Below are 26,853 nucleotides of genomic sequence, written 5' to 3'. Positions count from 1 at the left end.
TGGAACAGGCATCTTGCCTGTTGCAAAAATCTTGTCAACAAAAAAAGTAAATAAAATAAAAATGATCTAAAACCACCAAAATATAGTACAATAGTAGATTGTGATTTATCTAAGGATATCAACAGATTATGGCTAAAAAGAGCATGGTCGAGCGCGAGAAAAAGCGCCAAAGACTCGTAGACAAGTACGCTGACAAGCGCGAAGACCTGAAAGAGCAGTTCGACCAAGCTGCAAATCAGATGGACAAAATGGCGATTCACCGCCAACTGCAACAGCTACCCCGCGGCAGTTCGCGGACTCGCTTGCGGAACCGCTGCTGGGCTACTGGTCGCCCCAGAGGTTACTACCGCGATTTCGGACTGTCTCGGAACATGATGCGAGAAATGGCTCACGAAGGTCTTTTGCCCGGTGTTGTGAAGTCTAGCTGGTAACAGAAAGGAAGAAGTTCGGCAACGGATTTTTTAACTAATTTAACGGATAGAAGAAAGAAGGGTTTAGTTATCGTCGCGAGAGAGGGAAGAAAGAAGAAGGAATGAAGAAAAACTTATGAATAATCGGCAAGATTATATTTCGGGTTAGTTTTTGTTTCAGACTTTCTTCCTTCTTCCTTCTTCCTTCTTCCTTCTTCTTGCTTCATTGGCCGCAGCATTTATCGATACCGAGACTTTCGAGTAATAAGTCGCTGACGGCATTGGCGATCGCAAATTCGCCGTAAAAGCTTTTAGAAAAATCATAGGCCTGCATTTCGGTGACGATCGCAATTACGAGGCTGCCCAAATCGTTTTCGCCTTCCATGCGCTGGCGGAGGTAGATTTGGGCTGCTCTTTTAGCTATTTGCTGGTTGGCTGCTTCTGGGATAAACTCGGAGTCTAGCCATGCCAGCAGCGTTTCTTGGAGCCATTGCCCTTCTTGCTCGGGGTTTTGGGCGGGCGGCAAGGTAATAGGTTGGATAGTTTCAGACATGATTATTCGTAATTGCTAATGTTGACTTTGAAAAGTTAGCGGACAAATGACAACTGATAAATTTATGCAATATGATATACCGTCAATTATACAGGGATACGCGCAAGGCTTCTTCTTGATGGCGAATGACGGCGAGGAGAGTCTGGGGTGGTATTCGAGCCGCCAGCGGGCGCTGATACCCCTGGATGAGAGATTTACCTATCCGCGATCGCTCCGCCGGGCCTTGAATCAAAATCGGTTTTCGGTGGCTGTGAACCGCGATTTTGGGGCGGTGGTTGAGGGTTGTGCCGATCGAGAAACGACGTGGATTTCTAAGGAACTCAAGCAGATTTACTGGGGTTTGTATGAAGCTGGTTGGGCGTACAGCTTCGAGACTTGGTGCGGCGACGAATTGGCGGGCGGTATTTTGGGATTGTCTATAGGTGGCGCGTTTATTGGGGAATCGATGTTTTACCAGATTCCCGAGGGTTCTAAGGTGGCGATGGTGAAGTTGGTGGAGAGATTGCGCGATCGATCTTATCTACTTTTCGACGCTCAAATGAACAATCCGCACTTGGAAAGATTCGGCGCTTATACTGTCAAGGAGAAACAATATAATGCTCTTTTGCAAGCAGCTTTAAAGCGCAAATGTTCGTTGTTTTAATATAAACCCGGCGATTTCAACCGCCGGAAATTCTGAAATTTTTAGCTATAGCGGTTGTCACAAAGATAAGGTACGTTGTTGGGCTTCAGCCCTCTTTGTCTGGATGGTTATGTAAGCTGTCATGCATACCTCATCTTTTTGAGAAAGGCTATATAATATTTTAAACTAAAGTCGATCGAGCAAAAAGCCATGATAGAAAGCGCCGGTTTGGTTTGGGTGTTAGTGTCACCTATTTTGACAGAATTGGGAAAAGCCGCTTTAGACGACTACGTTAAAGATTTTTTTAAAGGTTGTATTAAAGATGTTGAAGGACTCGCTAAAAAACCCTTGGCTCAAAATGCTGTCCGCGATGCCCTGAAATCCTTTATTATATTGTTCGAGCAAGAATTAGAACGATCTGGTTTAGATAAAAAACAGATCGAGCAATATCTGCCACCTTTAAAACAATTTATCAAACAACCTCCGGTGCGCCAAGCTTTGGGAAGCGCATTTCAAGCAAATTGTCGGGTTTTAAATACTGCTATCTTAGCTGAGTCTTGGCAAAATTTGACCGTGCAGCATCCGGTACGACGGCATTTACCCACACTTACTAAGATTGTACCTGCTAATCTGTTTAAAGAGCGATCGAATTCTTTGCTTCCCGATGCGTTTAGTTGGGAACAAGTGGCAGATAAATATTTGAAAAGTGTTAAATTAATTATCGAACAAAATGCGGAACTGCGAGAAATCCTCAACAGCCAGAAACTCGATCGCATCGATCGAACTCTCGAAGCAATGGCTCCAATTCCAACTGATTTTAACTTGGAAATTTATCAAGAAGCACTGCGAGAACAATATGAATGTTTGGATTTAGGTAATTTAGATACTCGATCGGGAGAGTACGAACGGCAACTGACTGTTAAAGAGATATTCATACCGCAAAATGCGCGATATTGTCAAGAATATTTGCCGAAAGATTATGAATTGCCCAAAGAGATTCAAAACCGATTGCGGGAACGGGGAGAAATCGCCGCCGAAGTTAGTGCCGAAGATTTGGAACGCTATCAAAAAGCTTACACTCAACAGCAAACGCGATCGATCTTGGAAATCATTGACGATTCCAACTACCGTTATTTAGTAATTCTCGGCGATCCGGGTTCAGGCAAATCAACGCTGTTAAAATATCTGGCGCTTCAGTGGTCAAAATTACCTGCTAATCAGTTGTCATCTCAACCAATTCACTTACTGATTGAATTGCGTAAGTACAACCGCAGCAAAGATGAAAAAGAGTGCAGTAATTTCTTAGAATTTATTGAAAGAGGTTCTAGTTGGATCGGGCATTTAAACAAATCTATCCTGCACGAATGGCTGCAAGCCGGCCGGGCTGTCGTGATGTTTGACGGGTTAGATGAAGTGTTCGAGGTGCAAAAACGCAACCGAATTGTTGACCAAATTCATGCTTTTACTCAAACCTACTCCACAGTCAAAGTTCTTGTGACTTCTCGCGTTATTGGCTACCAGCAGCAGCGGCTGAAAAATGCCGAATTTCATCACTTCATGCTGCAAGATTTTGAACCGGAACAGATTCAAGAATTTATTCAGAAGTGGCACGATTTGACACTGACAGACAGATTGAAAAAAGCAGCACTTTTTGAAAGGTTGCAGCAAGCAATTGCGGAATCGAGGGCGATTCGAGAATTAGCAGGAAATCCGCTGTTGCTGACAATGATGTCAATTCTGAATCGCAATCAAGAGTTACCGCGCTTTCGAGCTAAACTCTACGAAGAAGCTGCAAAAGTGCTGCTACATAAATGGGATTTTGAGGTTAAGGAAAAGTTAGGTCACGATAGAATTGACCCTTACATCATCGATGAAGAAGTGAAACAAAGCATCTGCGGGCGCATTGCCTACAAAATGCAGTCCAGCGGCAAAGGATTGGCAGGAAATATTATTAATCGCGAGGATTTGCGGCAGACGATAACTGATTCATTGATCGGATTGATGGGAAATGAGGCAACTGCTTGTGCTAAGTTGATGGTCGAGCAATTGCGGGAGCGCAATTTTATTTTATGTTTTTTGGGCGGCTACAATGAGGATTATTATGCTTTTGTCCACCGCACGTTTTTGGAATATTTTTGTGCTTGGGAGTTCGTGCGGCAATTTGAAAAACAAAAAACTCTCGATTTAGCTGGATTGATTCAAGTTTATCGGGAACACTGGCGGGATGAGTCTTGGCATGAAGTGTTGCGTTTAATTGCGGGAATGCTGGATGCTAGATTTACAAGTGACATCCTGGAATATTTGATTGGTGAAGATGGGAAAGCGGAAAAGTTTAGCAATCTGTTTTTGGCGGCGGAGTGTGTTTCGGAAGTTAAGAAAAGAAATGAGATTGCTGATGTTGCTGGTAAGGTGCGCGATCGGATAGAAAGATTAACTCGATATAGCAACTATAGGGTTAACAGCACAAGACATCTAAAACACAATCGGTTAGTTGCAGAAATTCGCACAAAAGCAGTAGCAGCATTTGCAGCGACTTGGAAAGATGGCTCGGAAACCTTACCTATCCTCAAAGAACGCGCTCGAACCAACGATAATTCGGCTGTGCGAGCAGTTGAAGAATTAGCACGGGGGTGGAAAGATGACCCCAAAACCTTACCTTTTCTAAAAGAATTGTTTCGATCAAACGATGATTCTTCTGTGCGATATGCAGCAGTACAAGAAATAGAACGGGGGTGGAAAGATGACCCAGAAACCTTACCTTGGCTCAAAGAACGCGCTCGTTCCGATGATAATTCGGCTGTGCGAAGTGCAGCAGTTAAAGAATTAGCATGGGGGTGGAAAGATGACCCAAAAATATTTGAATTATTGTGCGATGTTGCTATCAATGACTCATTTAAACGCAGAGAACATTTGCAAAATAACCCACGAGAAATTGCTCTTGCAGCTATTATTAATCTATATCCCGATCGCCCTGAAACCTTAGCAATCCTACGCGATCGCGCCCAAAACGATCGTGACCCAAAACTCCGCGAACGTGCCCAACAGACATTAGCAGAATTAGAGCGCCCAATGAGCGATCGCATTGCTGCAAAACTGCGAGAATTAAATATTGACTCTGATACAATTTAGCAGTGTTTCTTGATAAACTAGCGAGGTTGATATGACCGAAATAAATCCCGATCGCACTAATGGAACAATTGCGATCGATGTTTCTCCTCAATCGAACGGGCAGTATCTTTGTCAGATATTATCATCTCTGAGCGATCGCCCTGATGATACCATGAATTTTTACGGACAAACGAAAGAACACGCGATCGCGATCGGCTTAGAATATTTAGCCAAAGAGTATCGCCAGAAAGCCGAAGATTCTCAAAATGATATAGATTGGGATGCCCTGGAACTTTCGGATTCTGGACAGCCAATTAATCAATATTACCATGTAATTTTGCACTACGAAGAAATTGCTGAAGCAGAATCTAAGTTTGAGGCAGTACACAATGCAATGATGGGAAATACAGTAATTGAGAATGCCATAATTTCAGCAATTAAGATTTCTCCAGATATCGAAATTGAGCCGTTAGAACGAGCATGGGAATGAGATTTGTTAACTTCAAAAGCTCATTATTTTATTTAAATCGATCCAGATATAGCCTTTCTCAAAAAGATGAGGTATAATAGACAGTTTGCAAAACCAGTAAACTCAGAGGGCTAAAGCCCAACAACGTACCTCATCTTTCTGATAACCGCTATAGCATTTAAGTCGAAATAGATGCTAAGAAACCGGGTTTTTTTGGGTTTTGCCGATCGCAACGCGTATTCTCGTAAAAACCCGGTTTCTGACCGCCCGCACATAAGTCTGATGCTTTTAACCTAGAAATCGCCCCCAAGTCAAAATTCCTATACTACAATATATAATACAGATATTAGAGCCAAAATCCTTGGGGGTGCAAAAGAATCCTAATCGCGGCCCCATGAATGTGCAAAAATACTGAAGCCAACTTTATTAAACTCTGCACGGAGCAATTGCTGTGGACTCCAGATACAACCCCCAATCCATAGAAGAAAAATGGCAACAGACATGGGCTGAGCAAAACTTAGACCAAATGCCGGAAGATACCGAAAAGCCTAAATTTTATGCTTTATCCATGTTCCCCTACCCGTCGGGAAGCTTGCACATGGGCCATGTCCGCAACTACACAATCATCGATGTAATTGCCAGACTCAAGCGGATGCAAGGCTATCGCGTACTCAATCCCATGGGATGGGACGCTTTTGGTTTGCCGGCAGAAAATGCGGCCATCGAGCGCGGAATTCCCCCCGCACAATGGACTTATCAAAATATTTCCCAGATGAAAGGCTTATTTCGCCGCCTGGGTATTTCTTTCGACTGGACAAAAGAAGTTACAACCTGTTCTCCCGATTATTATCGGTGGACTCAGTGGCTGTTTTTGCAATTTTTAGAAGCAGGATTAGCATATCAGAAAGAAGCCGCAGTTAACTGGGATCCGATCGACCAAACTGTCTTAGCCAACGAACAAGTAGACAACGAGGGTCGTTCCTGGCGTTCCGGTGCCAAAGTCGAGCGCAAATTATTGCGGCAGTGGTTCCTCAAAATTACCGATTACGCCGAACAGTTATTAAACGACTTAGATAAATTGCCAGATTGGCCCGAAAGAGTCAAATTAATGCAAGCCAACTGGATTGGTAAATCAGTCGGCGCTTACTTAGAATTTCCCATTGTCGGCATGGATGAAAAAGTCGCCGTTTTTACCACTCGCCCCGATACAATTTATGGCGTTAGTTACGTTGTTTTAGCACCGGAACATCCGTTAACTCAGCGCGTGACTACGGCAGACCAAAAAGCTGCTGTTGACACCTTCATCAAAGAAGTTGCATTGCAAAGCGAAATGGATCGCACGGCTGATGACAAACCGAAGCGCGGTATCCCCACAGGTGGCAAAGTAATCAACCCTTTCAACGATGAAGAAATCCCGATTTGGATTGCGGATTACGTGCTGTACGAATACGGCACCGGCGCAGTCATGGGAGTACCTGCCCACGACACGCGAGATTTCAAGTTTGCCAAGCAATATGAACTACCTATTAAAGTAGTAATTGTGGATGATGATGAACTTCCGCTGACAGAAGCTTACACGGAACCAGGAATTATGATTAATTCCCAAAGCTTCAACGGGATGGATTCAGTTAAAGGCAAAGCCGCAATTATTCAAGCTGCCGTAAATTCGGGTTGTGGCAAAGCGCGAGTGCAATATCGCTTGAGAGATTGGCTAATTTCTCGTCAGCGTTATTGGGGCGCTCCGATTCCGGTAATTCACTGTCCTAAATGCGGAACAGTCCCCGTCCCTCAATCGGATTTACCAGTATTGTTGCCGGAAAATGTACAATTTACTGGCAAAGGTTCGCCGTTAGCAAAGATGCCGGAATGGGTAAACGTTCCTTGTCCGAGTTGCGGCACTCCGGCGCAGCGCGAAACGGATACGATGGATACTTTTATGGATTCATCGTGGTATTTTTTGCGCTATCCCGATGCTCAAAATCAAGAGCAAGTCTTTGATTCGGCGAAAACGAATGATTGGATGCCTGTTGACCAATATGTCGGTGGCATCGAGCACGCCATCCTGCATTTACTGTATTCTCGCTTCTTTACTAAGGTTTTGCGCGATCGGGGTTTGATCGATTGCGATGAACCATTTAAGCGCTTGTTAACTCAAGGCATGGTGCAAGCAAAAGCCTACAAAAATCCTGTGACTGGCAAATATGTTGCCGCATCAGATGTAGACTCGGAAAATCCTAAAGATCCGCAAACTGGGGAAGCTTTGGAAGTCTTCTATGAGAAGATGTCCAAATCTAAATACAACGGTGTTGACCCCTTGGAAGTTATGGGGAAATATGGGGTTGATACGGCGCGGATGTTTATTTTGTTCAAGGCGCCGCCGGAGAAGGATTTGGAGTGGGATGACGCTGATGTGGAAGGGCAATTCCGCTTTTTAAATCGCGTTTGGCGCGTGGTGACAGAGTTTGCTGCACCCCCCCCAGCCCCCCCTTGCCAAGGGGGGGAGAAAGATAATTTCTCGCCAGCCAGGGCGGGCATCGGGGCACCACCCCTACAAGGGGGGGAGAAAGATAATTTGAGCAAAATAGAGAAGGATTTGCGGCGGGCTATTCACACTGCAATTAAGGAAGTTCGAGAAGATTTGGAGGGCGAGTATCAGTTTAATACTGCTGTTTCCGAAATGATGAAGTTGAACAATGCGCTGGCTGATGCTAAATGTAAGGATTCGCCCGTTTATGCAGAGGGAATTAATACTTTGATTTTGCTGTTAGCGCCTTTTTCGCCGCACATTGCTGATGAATTGTGGCATTTGATTGGCAACAGCGAATCTGTACACTTGCAAACTTGGCCTGTTGCAGATCCATCTGCTTTAGTTACTGATGAAATTACGCTGGTAATTCAAGTTATGGGTAAGACGCGCGGCACTATTCAAGTGCCTTCTGGTGCTGATAAAGCTGCTTTGGAAAATTACGCCCGCGAGTCTGATTTGGCGAAGCGCCACCTGGAGGGTAAGGAGATTAAAAAGGTGATTGTGGTTCCTGGAAAGTTGGTTAATTTCGTTGTAGCTGGATAAGGATGAGAAACCCGGTTTCTTGCGATAAACCGGGTGCATTAAATAGTTCGTAGTGAGGACTTTAGTCCTTCTTGCGCCGTTCGTAGTGAGGACTTTAGTCCTTCTTGCGCCGTTCGTAGTGAGGACTTTAGTCCTTCTTGCGCGCGGACTGAAGTCCTCACTACGAACCGATATTGGGGTGCTTTAAGGGAGATAATAGTTGTTTTTAATACTGTTAAATCACCGATCGCTAATTGTACCGCCATGGGCAAATTACCAAAGAAATACAGATATTTTCATAAATGGGTATTATTTTTGGTTAAATTTTGGTCGATCGCCTACATCGTCTGTTGCATAATCTTGTTTATCCTGCAAACTCGTCTCATTTTTAGTCCCACACGCGCGATCGCCAAAACACCCGATGCTTTCAACATCCCCTACGAAGACGTTTGGTTGCCAGTTAACGGGCGATCGCCCAAAACGGACAAAACAGACAAGATTCACGGTTGGTGGCTGCCAACCGCCAATCCACAGCCGCTAGGAACCCTATTGTACCTGCACGGCAAGGGTTTTAACATCGGTACGAATATCAATCAATCTTACCAGTTTCGGCAATTGGGTTTTTCCGTATTGCTGATCGATTATCGCGGATACGGGCGCAGTCAAGGCAGTTTTCCCAGCGAAGCTCGGGTGTATGAAGATGCGGAAACAGCTTATAATTATTTAGTCAAACAGCGGCAATTGTCGCCTAGCGAAATCTTTTTGTACGGTCATTCACTCGGAGGTGCTGTTGCTATAGAATTAGCAGTTGCACACCCTAAAGTGGCGGGCTTAATTGTTCAAAGTTCGTTCACTTCCATGCTGGATATGGTACAACGCCAAAGTTTGATGCGGCTGTTTCCGGTGCGGCTGCTGCTGACACAAAAGTTTGATTCTTTGAATAAAGTTAAGTTGCTCAAAATTCCGGTTTTGTTCGCCCACGGAAGTGCCGATCCTTTGATTCCGGCGGCGATGAGTGAAAAGTTGTATGCTGCTGCTGGTGAACCCAAGCAAATTTTGCTGGTTCCTAATGCTAAGCATAATAATGGAGATGCTTTTTTTAACAGCAGCGAATACCGCCAAACTCTTGTTGATTTTGCCGAAAAATCTAAAATTAAGATGAATAAATAGGTTCGTAGTAAGGACTTTAGTCCTCTCTGCTTTGATGCGGACAGCGAATACCATAAAACTATTGTTGACTTTGCCGAAAAATCTAAAATTAAGATGAATAAATAGGTTCGTAGTAAGGACTTTAGTCCTCTCTGCTTTGATGCGGACAGCGAATACCATAAAACTATTGTTGACTTTGCCGAAAAATCTAAAATTAAGATGAATAAATAGGTTCGTAGTAAGGACTTTAGTCCTCTCTGCTTTGATGCGGACAGCGAATACCATAAAACTATTGTTGACTTTGCCGAAAAATCTAAAATTAAGATGAATAAATAGGTTCGTAGTAAGGACTTTAGTCCTCTCTGCTTTGATGCGGACAGCGAATACCATAAAACTATTGTTGACTTTGCCGAAAAATCTAAAATTAAGATGAATAAATAGGTTCGTAGTAAGGACTTTAGTCCTCTCTGCTTTGATGCGGACAGCGAATACCATAAAACTATTGTTGACTTTGCCGAAAAATCTAAAATTAAGATGAATAAATAGGTTCGTAGTAAGGACTTTAGTCCTCTCTGCTTTGATGCGGACTAAAGTCCTCACTACGAACCTGCGAGTCCTCTCTCATTTGATGCGGACTAAAGTCCTCACTACGAACCTGCGAGTCCTCTCTCATTTGATGCGGACTAAAGTCCTCACTACGAACCTGCGAGTCCTCTCTCATTTGATGCGGACTAAAGTCCTCACTACGAACCTGAATTTGATGCGGACTAAAGTCCTCACTACGAACCTGATAATATTATTTCTATTTTATCTCCAACTTGTAGTTGCAAAACGGATTGAGCGCTGCCGCCGTTAACGGCAATTTCTAGCCAACCGTCAGAACCAATTATGGCTATTAAATCACCTGGCTTGCTATCGCTGTAGGTCTTACCGCTGGCTATGTGAATTGTATCAGAACTATTGCTAATTATGGCTGACCAATTGTTACCTATAATGGAATTATTGGGGATATTGGTAATTAGATTGCCGAAGCGATCGACATATTGAACGCAACCTACCGCACCTGTGGCTGTAACGGCGAAATTTGGTATCTCTAGCTGCACTAAACTTGCAGGGTGTACCGCCCTTCCCAACTCTTCCAGCGGCACTCCATTCGCCAAATGAGCGCCCGCTGCTGCAAAAATATCGCGACCGTGAAACGTGCTGCTGGGCTCCGGTGTACGCCAATATTGCGGATTGGTGAGCTCCACAGATGCGATCCTCTTCGAGGGCTTCGCTAACGCACTTTCGCGACTCAACACCCCGCTAAATAGCCCGTTATCCGGCCCGACAAGGAAGCAATTAGCGCATTGAATCGCGATCGCGCGTCTCTTGCTACCCACACCCGGATCGACGACAGCAACGTGTACCGTTTCCGCTGGAAAATAAGCAAAAGCAGTCATCAAACAAAACCTGGCCGCCGCAATATTTTGGGAGGGTATTTGGTGCGTAATGTCAATTACTTTTAACTGCGGGTTGATTTGGGCGATCGTACCTTTCATCACTCCCACATAAACATCGCTCAATCCAAAATCCGTCAGCAGAGTTATAATTCTATTTTTAGACATATAAGTAGTTGACAGTTAACAGTTGACAGTTCACAGTTAGATAGTACAAGAATAAAACCGTTTATAAAGTTGGTATATATCCAGAGGTAAAAGTATGGGTTCGCAATGGGAAAACTTTCTGCAAAACTTAGGAGAATGGCAAGGTTCCTTCACTCAGCTATCAACGCGGGGAGAGGTACTTAAAGATACTCCCAGCATTATCTCTCTAGAAGGACTCAACGATAACAAAACTGTGCGGTTAAAACTGCGGCGTTTCTCCCCAAATCCCAGCGGTGGCGAACCAGAAGTCAGCGAACTTGTTCGAGAATATCAGAGTTTGGGACGAGATATCCTGTTTTTTGAGAATGGAAATTTTTGTCAGGGAACTATTCAACTATCCCCTTATTCTGAATCTGGTGCCGAGTTTGGTTTTATCTACAATTATCGCCGGTTGCGCTTTGTTCAACTCTACAATACCGACGGCAATTTATCCCAACTTACCTTAATTCGGGAAAAGCAGCTAGATAAAAATATCCCCGAACGTCCGCCTTTAACTGTTGGCGATTTGCTGGGACAATGGGAGGGCGAGGCCGTGACGATTTATCCAGACTGGCGTTCACCCGATCGCTATTCTACCAAACTGCAATTGGATTTGCAAAATGGCGATCGCATAGTACAGAAAATCATTTTTGGCAGCAATCCTAATGTTATCAGTTCTAGCGGCAGCATAGATGGTTCTGCGATTAATTTTAACGAAGGTGCAACGCCCGTGCAAGTTTTGCTGCTTCCCGATGGAGGTTCTTGCACTTGTCCGGTGAAAATTGAATCCAGAAAACCTATATTTTTTGAGGCCGGTTGGTTGGTAGAACCTGACTTGCGATTTCGGATGATTCGCAGTTACAATGACAAGGGTGAATGGGTAAGTTTGACTTTAGTTACTGAACGCAAAATTAGTCATTAGTCAACTCGTACCACTAAACTACGTTTGTAGTGAGGACTTTAGTCCGCATCTTTAATCAGAGGACTAAAGTCCTCACTACAAACCTTTTTGATTATTTTATTGTGAACAAAAGCGAAGGTTATTCGCCGACCTTTGTTTCTTGAGTTTGCGATTGAATCACCGCACTCCAATCATCATCATTATTAACCACAGCTTCCAGATGCTTGTGTCCTTCCCCATCACTTTTAGCTGCTGTTTCCAACTCTTTGCTAAGAGTAGAATCTGCCATTGCTTTCCGCAATTTTAGCTTCTTTTCCTCATAAGCTTGTTGCTCCGCAGCCGACATTGCCGATCGCGCTGCTTGACCTACCGTACTCGCCCACATCTCGCTCTGGGCGCCGTTTCCAGGCGGAATACTGCCGATTTCTGCAATCCAAGCATCCCGCAAACTTTCCATTTCTTCCCGTTTTGGGAATTTAAAAGTTTGCACCCGCACAAAAGCACAATTTTCCGCGCCGTTTTGGGCAATGTGACCGTTGATTGAAAGCAGAATGTTTCGCGAATAACCTACATATTGAGTGTTGCCAGAACAGTCCGTAACAGCGTAAACACCGGCAACTTTCGCATTACTTGCTAGAGCGCGCCAAGTATCCATCGACATTACTTGCGTACCGTCATTTTCTAATTCAGAAATAGCAGTAGATGCGCTGTGTTCTGAGTCTGAACTGTATAAAAAGTTGTGCAGTCCTTCATGGGCGACAGGTACATTTTGATGTTCAATTGCTACGTCTCGATCGGCATTCACTTGATTGGCTTCCATAAAACTCAATTTCTCACAAAGGGGTAATTTTACTAATTAAATCTGTCGTATTATAAGCTACTCTGCATTCAAATTGTATATCAAGAAATCATCAAAGTATTGTGGGGCGATGCTCAGAGCATCACCCCAAATATGCAACTTAAATGCGTAACAGCTTATCAGTGGAGTTTCTAACTTGCTGCAATTTGTAGCAATTCATCGTCAGTCAATTTAACTTCGATCGCCTTTACAGAGTCCTCAATGCTCGATAATTTTGTGGCGCCGGGAATCGGAACGACACAGGGCGATTTTGCCATCAACCAAGCTAATACTATACAGTAAACTGAAACGTTTTTTTCGGCAGCTAATTTGGCGATCGCAGGCATATCTTGCAAGCTAGTGGCCCGACGGCTTCCCCCCAAAGGACTCCAGGGGAAAAATGTCAGTTTTTCGGCTTCGCAATATTCCAGTACGCCGTCGGATTCCGGCTGTCTGTGCCACGGATTGTACTGATTCTGCACCGAGACAATTTCTACTGTATCGCGGGCGCGTTTGATCTGCTCTACAGAAAAGTTGGAAACTCCGATAAATCGAACCATTCCTGCTTCTACTGCTTCTTTTGCGGGTGCTAGGGCTGCTTCGATTGTATAGGCTGGATCGGGCGAGTGGTACTGCCAAAGGTCGATCGGCTTTTGAGCTCCCAAAGCCTCAAAACTTTCGCGAATTGCCTGCCGTAAATGGTGGGGATTACCGTTGCGCGTCCAGGCACCTTGAGGGCGCATCAAGCCACCTTTCGTTGCCACAGTAACGGCCCGAATATCTCCCGTATACTCTTGCAAAGCTTTGGCAATCAAATGCTCGTTGTGGTGTTTGTCAGATTCATCTTGGCAATAAGAATCTGCGGTGTCAATCAGACTAACGCCCAAATCGAGGGCACGGTGAATTACTTCAATTGCTTGCGCTTCTGGCGGCCGGCCGCTTAACGACATCGGCATACCACCCAGACCGATCGCACTGATATTAAAATTACTGTTGCCCAGTTTTTTTCTTTTCATTCGTTGGCCCTCGTTTGTGTGGTTGATTGAGAGTTTAGATTTTAAGGATATGTAGAAATTTTACTGTTTTTTTTAGAATATAACTAGATAGGGAAAAAAAATATTTATCCGTCGGCTGTACTGCATTCAAAATGTAGATTTTCATGTATAATTCCCGACTGGTCAAACCTTCTCTCGTTTTTTACCAAAAATAATTGGTTTGAAGCCGAAACCGCGATCGGAAGAAATCAAAAAAAGACGATTCATTACTCAAATCCTTTTCCTTCTTTCTCAAATGCTGTCAACCGTCAACTGTCAACTGTCAACTGTCAACTGTCAACCGTCAACTGTCAACTGTCAACTGTCAACTGTCAACTGTCAACTGAATGAATTAACTCGAAGCGCTGGTGTAAAAGCGGAGTGCAAATTGCCAGAAGTACCGGGAGAAAAATAAAAGCCCGATCGCCAAAATTCCCGCCCCTGCGATCCAAACCATGTCACCTCTGCCCAGCATGGCTTCTGCCGGCACAGTAGTCAAGAAGGCAACGGGAACTACAAAGGTAAAGAAAAATCGATAAGCTGCGGGATAAGCTGCCATCGGAAATCTACCCGCTTCTAACAATCCTCTCAGGACTTCGGTAACATTGTAAATCTTGACAAACCAAATGCTGGTTGCACCTAACATAAACCAGATACTGTAAAGAGTAATTGTTCCGAATAACAGCGGTATTGCTGTTAAAAAATAGTTGCCTATTCCTACTCCCAATTTATTAGCAGCATACAGCAGCAATACAGTGCCGAAGATTAAATCCGGGATTCCCCAAGGAGAAACAGTGTTTGCAGATAGCCAGAATTGCGAACTGATGGGTTTGAGGAGGACAAAATCGAGAGTACCTTGCTGGACTCGATCGACAATACGGCTGAGGTTGGGCGCCAGAAAAGTTGACGAAAACCCCTGCAAAACCGTAAAAATGCCGAGTACAACTAAAGCTTCTTCCCACGAATAGCCAGAAAAGCTGTAGCCAGTACGGTAAAACAGCGACAGGCCAAACCAACTACCAGCAAGGTTTCCGAGGCTGCTGAGGGTTGCGAGGACAAAGTTGATCCGGTATTCGAGCTCCGCTGCGATCGCTGCACCCCAGAACAATTTCAGTACGTGCAAATATCGTCCCATGTTTATCGCCATTTTTTGCCGTTGAAATACTTAAATTCCTTCATATTTTAAAGGTTGTGTGAAGTTAAATGCTTTATGGCCCACACACTTCATTATAACTTTAAGTTATTGGTACTGCATACTTAAGTAATTTCACTGAGAATAATTATTAAGTTATTTAACAAATCTTCAGTAAAATTTACAATTTATTAATTTAAGTCAATTTCAGGCTGATACTTTCTGCCACTTATTAAGCAGAATTCATCTTTAAACACAAATAATCACTTGATACATTTGAAATACTAATATGTTACAATGCTTCATATTATAAATTTTTTAAAATCATCTACCTATATCCAAAAGAGACGATTAGGATGGTGCATACGTATTCAAAAGTACGTACTCAAAAGAAATAGGTAACGAGGAATACGTAACCATACTTACCAAGCTCGATTTCATAACATTGACTTAAGTAACAACACCTAAGGAAACAAAAACATGGATGCTTTAACTTTATCCAGACTGGGCGTCAAACACACCAAGAGTGCAGTAGCCGAATCGCTGCGGATCAATACAGGGGTAGACATGACAACCCCAGTTACTTTTTACGGGATTGTCAACGAGCACTGCAACGTGAAATGCCGTCAATGCGAGTATTGGCGCCTCAAAGAATATAAAGACGAAATGACCATCGAAGATTGGCAAAATGCCCTGTTGAGTGTCAAAGAATTTATCGGCGAATTTTCCATCAACTTTAGCGGTGGCGAACCTTATATTAAGAAAGGTTTTCTAGACTTGCTAACATTTGCCAACAAAAATGGCATCCACGCCGGTGTCACCACAAACGGCTACTGCATGACTCGGGAAAATGCAGCGAAAACTGTAGCGGCGCGTCCTTTTAATGTGAATATGTCCGTTGACGGGCCGAACGCAGAATTGCACGATTATTTGCGCGGTCAACCCGGATTGTTTGACAGACTTTCCAAAGGAATCGGTTATCTGCGGGAAGAACAAGAAAAACAAAACGTCCTGTTTCCAATCAACGTCAAACCAACTATCAATCGGCTCAACTTCCGCCACCTAGAGGAAATTGTAACGTGGGCGAAAGGAATTGGAGCCACGACGGTGAACTTCCAACCAGTCAACCGCTGGACACCAGAAACCTATTCGGAATTGTGGGTAGAAGAAGAAGACAGGGAAGAATTTTCACAGGTAATTGAGCGCTTAATAGATATGAAGAAAAACGGCGCACCAATTATGAACAGCGATGAAGTATTGCGTTTGATGGTTCCTCACTTCCAGGAACAAAAAGCTCCTGATTCGACTCGGCCTTGTCGTGTTGGACTCCGCAATTACTGGATTGATACGCGCGGCGATGTAAAATTGTGCGATGAATATCCGGTGATTGGCAATGTGAAAGAAGCCAGTGCTCGCGAGATTTGGTACGGCGAAAAAGCTCAGGAAGTCCGCCGCGATACTTTGAATTGTGGCAAGTTGTGTCTGATTACTTGTGTGTCGCAAAAGACGATTTTTGACAAGGTGAAAATGGGCATGAAGTTATTGAAGAATTGAGGTTTGAGAGTGTTAAAATTGCTGGTGTTCATGGTAGCCGGGTTTTGGTAAAAAACCCGGTTTTTTGTTTGATGAATTGTATTGAGGTTTGTAGTAAGGACTTTAGTCCTCAATTTTTTAAAGAGTTATAGTTGTAGTGTGTGTGACCGCGAAAAATCCTGATACATACCAGGGACTATGAATTGTCACGCACCCTTTTCTACCATTTTTACATAGTTTTCTGAGATTGGGTAAGTTTAATTCTCTCGCTGCGTGGCGAGAAACCGGGTTTCTGGGACAATTTTCGGTGGAGTACGAGAAATAAGGGAAGAAACATGGTTTCTGGGATTTGGATGCGTTGAATTCTCTCGCTGGGTGGCGAGAAACCGGGTTTCTGCGACAATTTTCGGTGAAGTACGAGAGCTCGGGGAATCAACCCGGTTTCTGGGATTTGGATGCGTTGAATTCTCTCGTTGGGTGGCGAGAAACCGGGTTTCTGCGACAATTTTCGGTGAAATACGAGAGCTCGGGGAAGAAACCCGGTTTCTGGGATTTAGGTAGTTTAATTCTCTGGCTGGGTGGCGAGAAACCGGGTTTCTGCGACAATTTTCGGTGAAATACGAGAGCTCGGGGAAGAAACCCGGTTTCTGGGATTTAGGTAGTTTAATTCTCTGGCTGGGTGGCGAGAAACCGGGTTTCTGCGACAATTTTCGGTGAAATACGAGAGCTCGGGGAAGAAACCCGGTTTCTGGGATTTAGGTAGTTTAATTCTCTGGCTGGGTGGCGAGAAACCGGGTTTCTGCGACAATTTTCGGTGAAGTACGAGAGCTCGGGGAAGAAACCCGGTTTCTGGGATTTAGGTAGTTTAATTCTCTGGCTGGGTGGCGAGAAACCGGGTTTCTGCGACAATTTTTGATGGAGTACGAGAGATAAGGGAAGAAACCCGGTTTCTGGGATTTGGGTGGTCAAAAAAAATTATATAAATGCGACTTGATTATTATTAAAAATAAGAATATAGCCTTTCTCAAAAAAGTGAGGTATGCCCGCTAGTCTTATGCCCTATGCCCCATGCCCTATGCCCCATTCCCATGAGTACCTCATCTTTCTGAGAAAGGCTATATCTCCCGATTAACAATCGGGAGAACATCAAAACTACTCCACAGTCCAAGGACTCAAACAAGGAGTCCAAGCACTTAATTCTTCAGGTTTAAACCAGAGACTAATTTCCTGATTTGCAGTCTCGACAGCATCAGAACCGTGAATAATATTGCGGCCAACATTCACAGCCAAATCGCCGCGAATTGTTCCCGGTTCAGAATTCAGAGGATTTGTCGCGCCAATCATTTTTCTCGCCGACGCCACAACGCCGTCCCCTTCCCACACCATCGCCACCATCGGCCCGGAAGTGATGAAGTCTACCAGTCCCGCAAAAAACGGTCTTTCTTTGTGTACGGCGTAATGCTGTTCGGCTAGTTCGCGACTCGCCGTGATTAGCTTCATCCCAACTAGGGTAAAGCCTTTGGCTTCAAAACGACCGATAATTTCGCCGACGAGTCCGCGCTGTACGCCGTCGGGCTTAATCGCTAAAAAAGTCCGTTCCAAGATTAACTCCTATTGTTTTCTTAACCGATCCAAAAGACAGAGTAGCTCACAATGCACCTAAAGGCAATTCTGGGAAGAGCAAATTGTTATTTGTAGACTTACAGGACTCACGCATTAATTAGATATTTCTGTCACGGCCAGCTACCCCTTGCGATCGCAAAATCTGTGTCTTTAATCGCAGGATCTATTTTTCATCGGTTCTGCTTAAGTTTTGACTTAGATCGTGTCCGTCTAAATACTTATCTGGGCTACGGTTGCAACAGCAGAGAAAAGTAGTCTCCGATCCCTGCGATTGCTTCACTTCAATGCCTTACGTTCGCAATGACATTTTGTAATTTCACATAACATGATGCAAATCACATTTTTTTTGTGACGGCAAACACGCTAAATATATGATCTTAAATACAAATATGTATGACAAGAAACACAATTACTTAGACTCACAAACATAGATAATTAATGAAGGGATCGAGATTATCTTGATAACAGCCACTTCGAGGAAAAAGCTATGAAAGAAATTATGGCATTCATTGCACAAAAAAAAGATGAGTTTGCAAAATTGCCGTTATTTGAATTTCTAGCTAATAAACACATTCACCCGAATCAACGACTAATTTTTGCACCTGTACTCGATCCTTTGGCTATGGGCTTGAGCGATTTAAACAAGTACGTCCTCCGAGAATCTTCCAGCAATAACAAGGTTCAGGAACTGATTAACAAATATACTTACAAAGAAAACTACTACTGGTACGGGTATCTGCAACATCTAGAGACATTGGGCTTCAACAAATTAATGAGTTACGGCGACTTCAGGCTGCTTTGGGGTGAAGAAACGAAAAAAACTCGATCGCTCTGTTCGGCGCTCGAACGCTATGCTTGGAAAGCCTCTCCCATTCAGAAACTGGTGTTAGCCGAAGCCTTGGAAGGAACCGCGACAGTTTTTTGTGAGGCGGCGCTAGCAGTGATTATGGAATTAGAGAAAATCAATAAAAAAGAATATGTTTATTTGGGAGGAAGTTATGTGGGTTTGGAAAATCATCACATTTTAAATACACCGGAGATGTTGCAAGTTTTAGCAGAGATAGAACTTTCTGATGCGGAACGCCAAGAAGCTTTAGAATTAGCAAAAAATGTATTTGAACTATTTACAGAAGCGATGCAGGAGCTATTTGGACACAGCACAACAAATTCTTGCAAAACTGTGCTGCAAGTATCCTCGATTTCTGCGTTCGATCGCACTGTTGACTGTTTAGACGTTTGTTAATATTATTTCTACAATTTATTGCTACTAACACCATATATAGCCTTTCGAGTTCCCATATGAGGTACTCATGGGAATAGGGAATAGGGAATAGGGCATAGGGCATAGGGCATAGGGCATAGGGCATAGGACATAGGGCAGAGTCATCCGTGGGCATACCTCACTTTTTTGATAACCGCTATATCAAGAATCATGCAACAATATTTGTAGGTGCGTCGCTATGAGATTGTCGCTATTTTTTTAGGGATTGTGAATGGCGATGCACCCTACGGGTTATGTAATTAATAATTAAACAATCACTAAGTTATCTCGGTGTACTGCGGTTTCTACGCCTGCATAGCCTAAAATTTCAGCAATTTTATCTGATTTGCACCCTTTGATTTGTCTCAACTCTAAGCTGCTATAATTCACAAGTCCCCTCGCAATTTGTTTGCCTTCTCCGTCGCACAATTGCACGGAATCATCAGCTTGAAATTCTCCTTCTACTTGAGCAATTCCCGCAGCTAACAGCGATTTTCCGCCGTGGGAAATTGCCTTGACAGCACCCGCATCTAAATACAGTTTTCCGGCTGGAATTAAGACGTTGGCTATCCAGTGTTTTCTAGCGTTGACTGGGCGCGGTTGCGGCTCGAATTGAGTGCCGATCGCCTCGCCGTTCAATATTTTCTCAATATTACCAGGAAAGCAGCCGTTGGTGATGACTGTGCGTACTCCTGATGCTGTGGCGATTCTGGCGGCTTCAATTTTTGTCACCATTCCGCCGGTTCCCCAACCGCTGCGGGAATCTCCTGTTTGTACGTCCAATGCTGTGAGTTGTGCCATACTTTCGACTAGGGCGATCGGCTGTGCGTCGGGATTGCTGCGCGGATCTGCTGAATACAGTCGATCGACATCCGTGAGTACAAACAACCAATCTGCTTCTACCAAACTCGCTACTAGCGCCGAAAGCGTGTCGTTATCCCCAAATTTGAGCTCGTCTACCGCTACTGTATCGTTCTCATTGACGATCGGAATTACGCCCAATTTGAGCAGTTGCTGAAACGTATTGCAGGCATTAACATACCCGTTGCGCTGTACTAAATCGCCTCTGGTGAGCAATACTTGGGCGATCGGCTGTTGTAGAGTAGTGAACAAGTCATCGTACACGCGCATCAGCCGCCCTTGTCCGACGGCGGCCACAGCCTGTTTCAGAGCGATATTTCGCGGGCGTTCCGTCAAGCCCAAGCGCGCGCAGCCCACTCCCACCGCACCGGAAGAAACCAATACTACTCGATGGCCTTGTTGCTGCAAACCGGCCAAAATCTCGACTAATGTAGCAATAGTTGAGAGAGCTAAGTTCCCGGTAGTCGATCGAGTAAGTGTCGAAGTTCCTATTTTAACAACAATAGTTTGAGTCATCGGTTATTAGTTATTAGTTATTAGTTATTAGTTATATTATCTGCGATCGGATGACCGCAATCAAATTAATTGATTTGTAGTGAAGAATGCAAGTTTTGATATAGAGCCTCTCTGTTTTGCATAGCTCGCGAGCGTCCCCGACTTTACAAAGTTTGTATGCTTGATGATGGAGTCATATCATGTCCCCTCGATTGACCCCAAATAAGTAAGGCTCGTAGTGCGGACTTCAGTCCGCTCACTTGTTGCGGACTGAAGTCCGCACTACGAACAAACCGTTTTTGTTATGGTAATTGATCGGACGTGATATGACTCTGACCAATGACTAATGACCAATGACCAATGACTAATTTCTGCTATCAAGAGAAGCACCCAAAGCTTGAGACACCCAAACTTCAAAAGAACGCACCGGATACTTGCGAAGCGCATAGCCAGCATCAACCATTGGCTCAACTAAAATAGTAAACATACCCAAACGATTTCCCGCCAAAACATCAGTAAAAAGTCGATCGCCCACCATCGCCACCTGTTCCACCGGCAAATTCATCGCCGTCACCGCTTTTCGCAACTTGCGGCGCGACGGCTTAGCCGCACCAGTGATGTAAGGTAGATTCAAAGACTCAGCAATTCGACCGATCCGAGTCTGACTTAAATTATTGCTCGCCAACCACAGGGATACTATGGGTTTAATTTCTGCCACCCACAGGCTGAGTTCCTCAGAAGCATTCATTGCTGTAATGGGAACGAGGGTTTCATCCACATCCAACACTAATCCTTTAATCTGATATTTCTCAAGAATATCAGCCGTTAAATTTACGATCGAATTGCCTAGAACTAAGTCTGGCTGTAGTAGTTTTCCCCAAGTCATAATGATTTTAGATTTTAGATTTTAGATTTTAGATTGAGAAATAAGAAGCGGGAAGTTAAACATTCAAAAAGTCAAAAGTAAAAAGTCAATAATTATGGCTTTTGCTTTGTAATATCGTTTTCGTTTGCATCCGAATCAGCATTTTCGGAGTGTAGTGCTGTCCCGCTTGCTCCTGAGAACCTTCAAACGCTCGGTATAATTCCGATGTAGCCGAATCCAATATAACTTTTGACTTTTTACTTTTAGCGGTTCTCAAGCGTGGTGAGGTATGCCCACGGAGGCTGCCCTATGCCCTATGCCCTATGCCCTATGCCCTATGCCCATGAGTACCTCATAGGGCAGCTCGAAAGGCTATATGTATTAGTCCTTGCCCATCTATTGACCCGATCGCACTTTCTGGTCAACTTGAGCCACAGCAGCATCGTGTTCCGCCTGAGTGCGGCTGAAAATGTGAGTGCCGTCGTATCGAGCCATAAAATACAGGTATTCTGTATTTTCAGGAGCCAGAGTCGCTTCCAGACTTGCGATTCCCGGAGCTGCGATAGGAGTTGGCGGCAACCCTACATTCATATAGGTATTGTAGGGAGAAGGCGTTTCCACCTGCTTAAAAGTCAGAGGTTTCTCCTTCGTTTGTCTGATGCCGAGAGCGTATTCCACCGTCGGATCGGAACCCAATTTCATGCCCTTATTCAAGCGGCTGGTAAACACCCCAGCAATGCGATGGCGCTCGGAAGCAACCACAGCTTCTTTTTCCACAATACTCGCCAGCGTCACCCACTCTTTCAAAGACAGCTTAGTATTGTTCTGATTTTTTTGAAAGACCGGTAAAGCTATCCGCTCGAAACGGCCGAGCATTTGTTTGATCACAGCTTGCGGGCTGACTGCATCGCCGTCTAGCTGATAAGTATCCGGGTACAAAAACCCTTCCAAATGAGGCAAGCCGCTGGGCAGCCAAGGGTAATCAGCGTAGGGAACTTGACTCGCCGCCGCCATAAAATCCTTAGCTGGAAAAAAACCTTGGGCTTCAAAATAAGTGCTCATTTGTTGCAATGACCACCCTTCGGGAATCGTGAAACTCTGCTGTACGACTTCACCCTTCCAAATTTTTTCAGCAACCGCACTCAGAGGCTGAGTCGGTGACAGTTGGTAAGTTCCGGCTTTAAAACCTCCGTCGCGGTTTTGCATAGTCAGCCAGCGAGCCCACATATTCCATGCTCCTGCCGATCGAATTAAGCCCGCCGCTTCCAAATCCTGCCCGATTTTTTGACTGGAAGTACCGGGGGGGATTTGAATCGAAACAGCAGCATCCTTGGACGGGGAAGTTGACTCGGCGGCTGTTTTAGGAGGGGCAGAAGCCCAGCTCCACCAAGCCCAGCCCTGCCAAGCGCAAACTCCCCAAATTGCAGGCAGTAACGCCAGATAAAACAACCATTTAGAGACTTTCGGGGATTTTTTTTGGCCCTCGCGCGCGCTGCCTTTGGTCAGTTGTTCTTTACTCATAATCCGTTGTCCTCGATAAGCGGCGATTAAGTAGCGACTAATGACTGATGACTTGCGATTGATGACCGAAAAGTTACGGATACCAGCCCTTGAAAATATGCCCTTCACGCTGCCCAATTCTATAGCCCGAGCTGACAGGAAGGCGGAATCAGGAAAAAAGTTCGATCGACCGAGCAGTTGACTTTTGTCTAAAATAGTCAAATATTCTGCTTTTTGCCATCATGCCTTCTGCAATTAGAGATTGCAGGTCGATCGAGCATACGTCATCAACCCGAAGCGGGCGGGCACTCTTGACACCGCCCCTACTCTAAACCAGTTTCTTTGCACTTAACAAGTCCTGCACCACTGCACTTAATATCTAATCAAGCTCGTCAAAGAACTGATCTTCTAGCATCGGCAACATCGGTTCCAGCCTTTGGAACTCTTCTTCCGAGAGCAATTCAGGCTTGCCGTCATCATTCATTCGAGCCAAGATAAAAAACGGGTCTAGAGGTGTATAAATGGCATATTCCTGTTCTTCGTGATAGAAGCTGGTCAACCACATTAGTTCCTCGAACTCTGACTCCTCATCGGGATCGGCATTAGGCTCCAAATCCTCGTCAGGAAATTCCGGCAATTCACCAACTACAGTCAGTGTCACCGCCGTGCGCCGGAGTGTCAAGTTCTGCTCTTGCAGGACAACTTTAGCAGTCTCAAAAATTGTGTCTATTTCGGTCTCGTCTTCTACAGGAATTGCTGCTTCGTCGGTATCGTCTCCGTGCCAAGTAAAAATTTCTACAGGAGAGTCGATCGGCAACAGCAAGGCGTATTCTTGACCTTCTAGGTTCATCGAATATTCTATGTTGCAAGTTAGCGATCGCCCAAATTCATCCGTCAGGGTGACGGACGTTTCGTGGGAATTACCATTCTCTTTGCGGTATGGGGATGAGGACATCGCGTGTATCTTAATTTTCCGTCAATAATTCAGTAATCTTTGCTTGACAATTGGGGATTTTCGTGGCGATATTGGGCCTCTTCGGGCGATCGCCAGTCCACAAACTTAAACCGCGAGACTCGCGGCATTTTCCACAGGCGAGGATTGCAGCGTTTAAATCTCAGCCGAGTCCAGAGCGACACTGAGGGCAAATCACAATTATGTGCTGCTTCAGTACCGAGGTTCTGGGGATTTTTCTCCCATGTGTCAACGCTTACAGGTGTGCGTAGCAAACTTGCACAACTAGGATATCACGCCTCTGTTACCACCTAATCGGGATTGGGAATTGCGCCGATCTTTTGCCTCCGCTCGTCCAGCCACTGCTGCAAAATCAGGGCCGCTGCTTTGCGATCGATCAAACCCTTATTTCGCGAAGGGGACATCCCTTGGGCTTGGATCAGTTCCTCTGCACCCACAGAAGTCAGGCGCTCGTCGGCGTATTCTAGGGGGAGTTCTAAGGCGGTGGCGATGCGAGTGGCGTATTTCTGGACTTTTCGGGCTTGAGTGCCCACTTCTCCGTTGAGGGAGTAGGGCAGGCCAGCCACCAAAATTTGCACTCTTCGCTCGGACACGAGTTCTCTGAGATAAGCTACATCTCGATCGAAGGACGATCGTACCAGAGTAGTAATCCCCGTAGCGATTAAACCAGTGCCGTCACATCCGGCGATGCCGACTCGTTTGCTGCCGATATCTAATCCGAGGGCTGAAATCCATAATTTTTGGTTGGACATTAATCGATTTGAGATTTGAGATTTGAGATTTGAGATTTGAGATTTGAGATTTACTGCTTTCTTAGCGGAATATTTTTTTTGACGAACCGCGAAGACGCGAAGAACACGAAGGAAGAAGGGAAGAATAAGTTAAGTTTTTAGAGTTTGTAGTGAGGACTTTAGTCCGCATAAATAAGAGGAATAAAGTCTCACTACAAAATGTTAATTTAAGGTTTGTAGTGAGGACTTTAGTCCGCATAAAATAAGAGGACTAAAGTCCTCACTACAAACCTTTTATTGAGCGGACATCGTATCAGGAATTAAGTCCTATTCTTGGGCGTCTCCGTCTAGAGGCAATTCCGGCAAATTCAGAGGCAAAATGCTGCTAGCATCTGTTGCTCCAGATTCGGAGATTTGGCTGTTCAAAGGGTTAACTCGATCGGCTTGATTTTTTCCGGAGTCCAACAAAAAGGGCTTAATCTCAGACGACGCGGGCCCTGTTGTGGCTTCTCCAGCCATCGGGCCGAGCCAGGACATCCGACCCGGTACGGGTTTGCGAGTTGGCTGGAAGCTTTGCAGCATTTCTGATAGCTGGAGTCCTTCGAGGGAGACTAACTTGGACTCGCGCAATTTGTGCCACACCGATCGCGACATCAGCAAGCTGTGTTCCAAACGCACGGCTCCAAATTGCTCTAAATAAGCTTCCCTTTCCGGCTGATAGTCGGCGGAAGCCAGTTGCAGGCTTTGGACTGGGAAGTCTTGAACGAGGCGCGCCATTTGGGATAGCAGTTCGGGGTACAGCCAAGTGTAGGCCGGGTGCACTGTCAACTGGGCGACGTGCGGCTGTTGGCCGTTGCGGGATAGCTGTATCTGAAAATAGCCGATCGCGGCTTTGCGCTGCGGTTCAAATACGTAGGCGCTGACTACTTCTGTTTTGCTCAGCCATTGTTTGACACCTTCAAATAAGGCGCCGAAAAAACTGGTTTTGAAGTCTTGAATGTGCCGATCGAATACTTGACGTACTAACGGCGGCATAGATGCGGTATCGAGTTGATAGAGAAATTGAGCGTCGGCGTTGCTTACGGGCAGCAGGTTGGGCAAATCTGGCGTCGCGGAGGCCATTTGTTGGAGGCGTTCCGGGGCGATCGACCAATAAGTCATCTGGGCCAACGGCTGAAACCCGTTCTGGCGGTACAATGCCAGGGAAGTTTTATCGCCGACATTCACCTCTAGCAGCCAGGTGCGTGCCTCCCACACAGCCTCGAAGCAGTACCGCATCAGCATCGAACCAATGCCTTTGCTGCGGGCTTCTGGGTCTACCCCGACGCGATCGATCCGCCAAGTGCTGCGGGTGCGGTTGAAAGGAGAAATCTGAATTACGCCCTTAACTGTCCCCTCTTCTTCGGCAACATGGGCTCGAAACATGGACTGACAAGGGTTGGGAAACAAGCTAAACAGCTTTAGCAGTCCGTACCAGCGACGAATCTGCTGAAACTTTTTACCTAGTACCAAGTCGCAGCTTGCGCCCTTGCGTTTTTCTGGTTGTTCGGCTGTTTCCGCGCACAATTGTTCCATCGCTTCGATGTCGCGGTACTGAAACGGGCGAATCACAACCTGGTTTTGGTTTTGGGAGGGAAATGAAGTCATATAGAAATTCTCAAGTAAGGTATAAATTGGTTATTCGTTATTGGTTATTGGTTGTTGGTTATTCGTTATTGGTTATTGGTTATTGGTTATTGATGTCAGCTTAATGTCAAACGTAGTGCTGGTCTTCTGTCCAGTGATTAAGGCCAGATCCCCCCTTAGCTTGCCCCCTACTCCCCCTTAAGAAGTAGGGTGGTTTTATTGTCAGGATAGGAAATCTCAAACTACCAAAATTATCGCTCAAAGGTCGGCTCGCGTTTGAGTCAAGGTACGTAGTTGCGCTTCAGCGCGCTCTTTATAATATTAGGAAAGAGGGCCCAAGCCCAACTACGTACCTAATTTGTCTGACGACAATAAAACCGCCCTGCCTAGCCCCCCTTAGGTCGGGGGGGACAGGAGCATTCTCAAAGTCCCCCGACCTAAGGGGGATTTAGGGGGATCTGGCCTCAGCGGTAAACAACATATACAAAGGCTTTT

24 protein-coding genes are annotated in these 26,853 nt (G+C 45.0%); 11 read left to right on the top strand and 13 right to left on the bottom strand.

The window, feature by feature from the left end; translation table 11 throughout:
- Positions 1 to 128 precede the first annotated feature (128 nt).
- Positions 129 to 431 carry a 30S ribosomal protein S14 gene (gene rpsN / locus QZW82_RS00420; RefSeq protein ID WP_293142737.1) on the top strand — a complete coding sequence of 101 codons (303 nt, stop codon included), beginning with the start codon at positions 129 to 131 and terminating at the stop codon, positions 429 to 431.
- Positions 432 to 633: 202 nt separating this feature from the next.
- Here rpsN and QZW82_RS00415 read toward each other — a convergent pair whose 3' ends face one another.
- Positions 634 to 963 (bottom strand): hypothetical protein, encoded by a 330-nt coding sequence (locus QZW82_RS00415; protein ID WP_293142731.1) that lies wholly within the window; start codon positions 961 to 963, stop codon positions 634 to 636.
- Positions 964 to 1,027: 64 nt separating this feature from the next.
- Between QZW82_RS00415 and aat the strand changes: the two genes are divergently transcribed.
- The 5 genes from aat (at position 1,028) to QZW82_RS00390 (ending at position 9,381) form a co-directional block, all read left to right on the top strand.
- Entirely contained in the window at positions 1,028 to 1,606 is a 579-nt protein-coding gene (gene aat / locus QZW82_RS00410; RefSeq protein WP_293143302.1) for a leucyl/phenylalanyl-tRNA--protein transferase, read from the top strand.
- A 189-nt stretch (positions 1,607 to 1,795) separates the two neighbouring features.
- The gene (locus tag QZW82_RS00405) at positions 1,796 to 4,714 is read left to right on the top strand and encodes a HEAT repeat domain-containing protein (RefSeq protein WP_293142727.1); all 2,919 of its coding nucleotides are present in this window, start codon (positions 1,796 to 1,798) and stop codon (positions 4,712 to 4,714) included.
- A gap of 31 nt (positions 4,715 to 4,745) precedes the next feature.
- Positions 4,746 to 5,183, top strand: a complete 438-nt coding sequence (locus QZW82_RS00400) for a hypothetical protein (protein WP_293142724.1) — start codon at positions 4,746 to 4,748, stop codon at positions 5,181 to 5,183.
- 430 nt (positions 5,184 to 5,613) lie between these two features.
- A complete protein-coding gene (leuS, locus tag QZW82_RS00395; RefSeq protein ID WP_293142721.1) occupies positions 5,614 to 8,232 on the top strand; it encodes a leucine--tRNA ligase in 2,619 nt (872 codons plus the stop codon).
- 243 nt (positions 8,233 to 8,475) lie between these two features.
- Positions 8,476 to 9,381 (top strand): alpha/beta fold hydrolase, encoded by a 906-nt coding sequence (locus tag QZW82_RS00390; RefSeq protein ID WP_293142718.1) that lies wholly within the window; start codon positions 8,476 to 8,478, stop codon positions 9,379 to 9,381.
- Between the two features lie 758 nt (positions 9,382 to 10,139).
- Here QZW82_RS00390 and QZW82_RS00385 read toward each other — a convergent pair.
- Positions 10,140 to 10,967, bottom strand: coding sequence for an SAM-dependent chlorinase/fluorinase (locus tag QZW82_RS00385; protein ID WP_293142715.1), 828 nt, complete (start codon positions 10,965 to 10,967; stop codon positions 10,140 to 10,142).
- A gap of 94 nt (positions 10,968 to 11,061) precedes the next feature.
- Here QZW82_RS00385 and QZW82_RS00380 point away from each other — a divergent pair, with 94 nt between their 5' ends.
- Positions 11,062 to 11,907, top strand: a complete 846-nt coding sequence (locus QZW82_RS00380; RefSeq protein ID WP_293142712.1) for a DUF3598 family protein — start codon at positions 11,062 to 11,064, stop codon at positions 11,905 to 11,907.
- Between the two features lie 118 nt (positions 11,908 to 12,025).
- Here the strand turns inward: QZW82_RS00380 and QZW82_RS00375 are convergent, their stop codons facing one another.
- Both QZW82_RS00375 and QZW82_RS00370 read right to left on the bottom strand, forming a co-directional pair.
- Positions 12,026 to 12,706 (bottom strand): GIY-YIG nuclease family protein, encoded by a 681-nt coding sequence (locus QZW82_RS00375; RefSeq protein WP_293142709.1) that lies wholly within the window; start codon positions 12,704 to 12,706, stop codon positions 12,026 to 12,028.
- A gap of 170 nt (positions 12,707 to 12,876) precedes the next feature.
- Positions 12,877 to 13,740, bottom strand: coding sequence for an aldo/keto reductase (locus QZW82_RS00370; protein ID WP_293142707.1), 864 nt, complete (start codon positions 13,738 to 13,740; stop codon positions 12,877 to 12,879).
- A gap of 199 nt (positions 13,741 to 13,939) precedes the next feature.
- Between QZW82_RS00370 and QZW82_RS00365 the strand changes: the two genes are divergently transcribed.
- On the top strand, positions 13,940 to 14,173 hold the full coding sequence (locus QZW82_RS00365) for a hypothetical protein (RefSeq protein ID WP_293142705.1): 234 nt from the start codon (positions 13,940 to 13,942) through the stop codon (positions 14,171 to 14,173).
- Here QZW82_RS00365 and QZW82_RS00360 read toward each other — a convergent pair.
- Entirely contained in the window at positions 14,111 to 14,905 is a 795-nt protein-coding gene (locus QZW82_RS00360; RefSeq protein ID WP_325315485.1) for an ABC transporter permease, read from the bottom strand. The genes QZW82_RS00365 and QZW82_RS00360 overlap by 63 nt on opposite strands.
- Positions 14,906 to 15,370: 465 nt before the next feature.
- Here QZW82_RS00360 and QZW82_RS00355 point away from each other — a divergent pair, with 465 nt between their 5' ends.
- Positions 15,371 to 16,444 carry a radical SAM protein gene (locus tag QZW82_RS00355; protein ID WP_293142702.1) on the top strand — a complete coding sequence of 358 codons (1,074 nt, stop codon included), beginning with the start codon at positions 15,371 to 15,373 and terminating at the stop codon, positions 16,442 to 16,444.
- Between the two features lie 337 nt (positions 16,445 to 16,781).
- Positions 16,782 to 17,039 carry a hypothetical protein gene (locus QZW82_RS00350; protein ID WP_293142699.1) on the top strand — a complete coding sequence of 86 codons (258 nt, stop codon included), beginning with the start codon at positions 16,782 to 16,784 and terminating at the stop codon, positions 17,037 to 17,039.
- A gap of 536 nt (positions 17,040 to 17,575) precedes the next feature.
- Here QZW82_RS00350 and ndk read toward each other — a convergent pair.
- The gene (gene ndk / locus QZW82_RS00345; RefSeq protein WP_293142696.1) at positions 17,576 to 18,025 is read right to left on the bottom strand and encodes a nucleoside-diphosphate kinase; all 450 of its coding nucleotides are present in this window, start codon (positions 18,023 to 18,025) and stop codon (positions 17,576 to 17,578) included.
- Between the two features lie 508 nt (positions 18,026 to 18,533).
- On the opposite strand from ndk, the gene QZW82_RS00340 reads away from it, so the two are divergent.
- Positions 18,534 to 19,289 carry a hypothetical protein gene (locus QZW82_RS00340; protein ID WP_293142693.1) on the top strand — a complete coding sequence of 252 codons (756 nt, stop codon included), beginning with the start codon at positions 18,534 to 18,536 and terminating at the stop codon, positions 19,287 to 19,289.
- Positions 19,290 to 19,574: 285 nt separating this feature from the next.
- Here the strand turns inward: QZW82_RS00340 and proB are convergent, their stop codons facing one another.
- The 7 genes from proB to QZW82_RS00305 all read right to left on the bottom strand — a co-directional run bounded on the left by proB (position 19,575) and on the right by QZW82_RS00305 (position 26,379).
- Entirely contained in the window at positions 19,575 to 20,684 is a 1,110-nt protein-coding gene (gene proB / locus QZW82_RS00335; RefSeq protein ID WP_293142690.1) for a glutamate 5-kinase, read from the bottom strand.
- A 343-nt stretch (positions 20,685 to 21,027) separates the two neighbouring features.
- Positions 21,028 to 21,549, bottom strand: coding sequence for a YqeG family HAD IIIA-type phosphatase (locus tag QZW82_RS00330; protein WP_293142687.1), 522 nt, complete (start codon positions 21,547 to 21,549; stop codon positions 21,028 to 21,030).
- 375 nt (positions 21,550 to 21,924) lie between these two features.
- Positions 21,925 to 23,049 (bottom strand): endolytic transglycosylase MltG, encoded by a 1,125-nt coding sequence (gene mltG / locus QZW82_RS00325; RefSeq protein WP_293143296.1) that lies wholly within the window; start codon positions 23,047 to 23,049, stop codon positions 21,925 to 21,927.
- Positions 23,050 to 23,407: 358 nt separating this feature from the next.
- Positions 23,408 to 23,983 (bottom strand): DUF3727 domain-containing protein, encoded by a 576-nt coding sequence (locus QZW82_RS00320; protein WP_293142684.1) that lies wholly within the window; start codon positions 23,981 to 23,983, stop codon positions 23,408 to 23,410.
- A gap of 29 nt (positions 23,984 to 24,012) precedes the next feature.
- Entirely contained in the window at positions 24,013 to 24,255 is a 243-nt protein-coding gene (locus QZW82_RS00315; RefSeq protein ID WP_293142681.1) for a hypothetical protein, read from the bottom strand.
- 36 nt (positions 24,256 to 24,291) lie between these two features.
- Positions 24,292 to 24,753 (bottom strand): Holliday junction resolvase RuvX, encoded by a 462-nt coding sequence (gene ruvX, locus QZW82_RS00310; RefSeq protein WP_293142678.1) that lies wholly within the window; start codon positions 24,751 to 24,753, stop codon positions 24,292 to 24,294.
- 306 nt (positions 24,754 to 25,059) lie between these two features.
- On the bottom strand, positions 25,060 to 26,379 hold the full coding sequence (locus tag QZW82_RS00305; RefSeq protein WP_293142675.1) for a GNAT family N-acetyltransferase: 1,320 nt from the start codon (positions 26,377 to 26,379) through the stop codon (positions 25,060 to 25,062).
- Positions 26,380 to 26,853 lie beyond the last annotated feature (474 nt).

The organism is Microcoleus sp. bin48.metabat.b7b8b9.023 (assembly GCF_013299185.1).
Classification (GTDB): Bacteria; Cyanobacteriota; Cyanobacteriia; order Cyanobacteriales; family Microcoleaceae; genus Microcoleus.
Note: the sequence above shows the minus strand (reverse complement) of the source record. Positions and strands in the feature narration are given on the sequence as shown.

Excerpts from the sequence above, each read along its gene's own strand:
- rpsN (WP_293142737.1), top strand. The coding sequence starts at position 129 with ATGGCTAAAAAGAGCATGGTCGAGCGCGAGAAAAAGCGCCAAAGACTC.
- QZW82_RS00415 (WP_293142731.1), bottom strand. The coding sequence starts at position 963 with ATGTCTGAAACTATCCAACCTATTACCTTGCCGCCCGCCCAAAACCCC.
- aat (WP_293143302.1), top strand. The coding sequence starts at position 1,028 with ATGCAATATGATATACCGTCAATTATACAGGGATACGCGCAAGGCTTC.
- QZW82_RS00405 (WP_293142727.1), top strand. The coding sequence starts at position 1,796 with ATGATAGAAAGCGCCGGTTTGGTTTGGGTGTTAGTGTCACCTATTTTG.
- QZW82_RS00400 (WP_293142724.1), top strand. The coding sequence starts at position 4,746 with ATGACCGAAATAAATCCCGATCGCACTAATGGAACAATTGCGATCGAT.
- QZW82_RS00390 (WP_293142718.1), top strand. The coding sequence starts at position 8,476 with ATGGGCAAATTACCAAAGAAATACAGATATTTTCATAAATGGGTATTA.
- QZW82_RS00385 (WP_293142715.1), bottom strand. The coding sequence starts at position 10,967 with ATGTCTAAAAATAGAATTATAACTCTGCTGACGGATTTTGGATTGAGC.
- QZW82_RS00380 (WP_293142712.1), top strand. The coding sequence starts at position 11,062 with ATGGGTTCGCAATGGGAAAACTTTCTGCAAAACTTAGGAGAATGGCAA.
- QZW82_RS00375 (WP_293142709.1), bottom strand. The coding sequence starts at position 12,706 with ATGGAAGCCAATCAAGTGAATGCCGATCGAGACGTAGCAATTGAACAT.
- QZW82_RS00370 (WP_293142707.1), bottom strand. The coding sequence starts at position 13,740 with ATGAAAAGAAAAAAACTGGGCAACAGTAATTTTAATATCAGTGCGATC.
- QZW82_RS00360 (WP_325315485.1), bottom strand. The coding sequence starts at position 14,905 with ATGGCGATAAACATGGGACGATATTTGCACGTACTGAAATTGTTCTGG.
- QZW82_RS00355 (WP_293142702.1), top strand. The coding sequence starts at position 15,371 with ATGGATGCTTTAACTTTATCCAGACTGGGCGTCAAACACACCAAGAGT.
- QZW82_RS00340 (WP_293142693.1), top strand. The coding sequence starts at position 18,534 with ATGAAAGAAATTATGGCATTCATTGCACAAAAAAAAGATGAGTTTGCA.
- proB (WP_293142690.1), bottom strand. The coding sequence starts at position 20,684 with ATGACTCAAACTATTGTTGTTAAAATAGGAACTTCGACACTTACTCGA.
- QZW82_RS00330 (WP_293142687.1), bottom strand. The coding sequence starts at position 21,549 with ATGACTTGGGGAAAACTACTACAGCCAGACTTAGTTCTAGGCAATTCG.
- mltG (WP_293143296.1), bottom strand. The coding sequence starts at position 23,049 with ATGAGTAAAGAACAACTGACCAAAGGCAGCGCGCGCGAGGGCCAAAAA.
- QZW82_RS00320 (WP_293142684.1), bottom strand. The coding sequence starts at position 23,983 with ATGTCCTCATCCCCATACCGCAAAGAGAATGGTAATTCCCACGAAACG.
- ruvX (WP_293142678.1), bottom strand. The coding sequence starts at position 24,753 with ATGTCCAACCAAAAATTATGGATTTCAGCCCTCGGATTAGATATCGGC.
- QZW82_RS00305 (WP_293142675.1), bottom strand. The coding sequence starts at position 26,379 with ATGACTTCATTTCCCTCCCAAAACCAAAACCAGGTTGTGATTCGCCCG.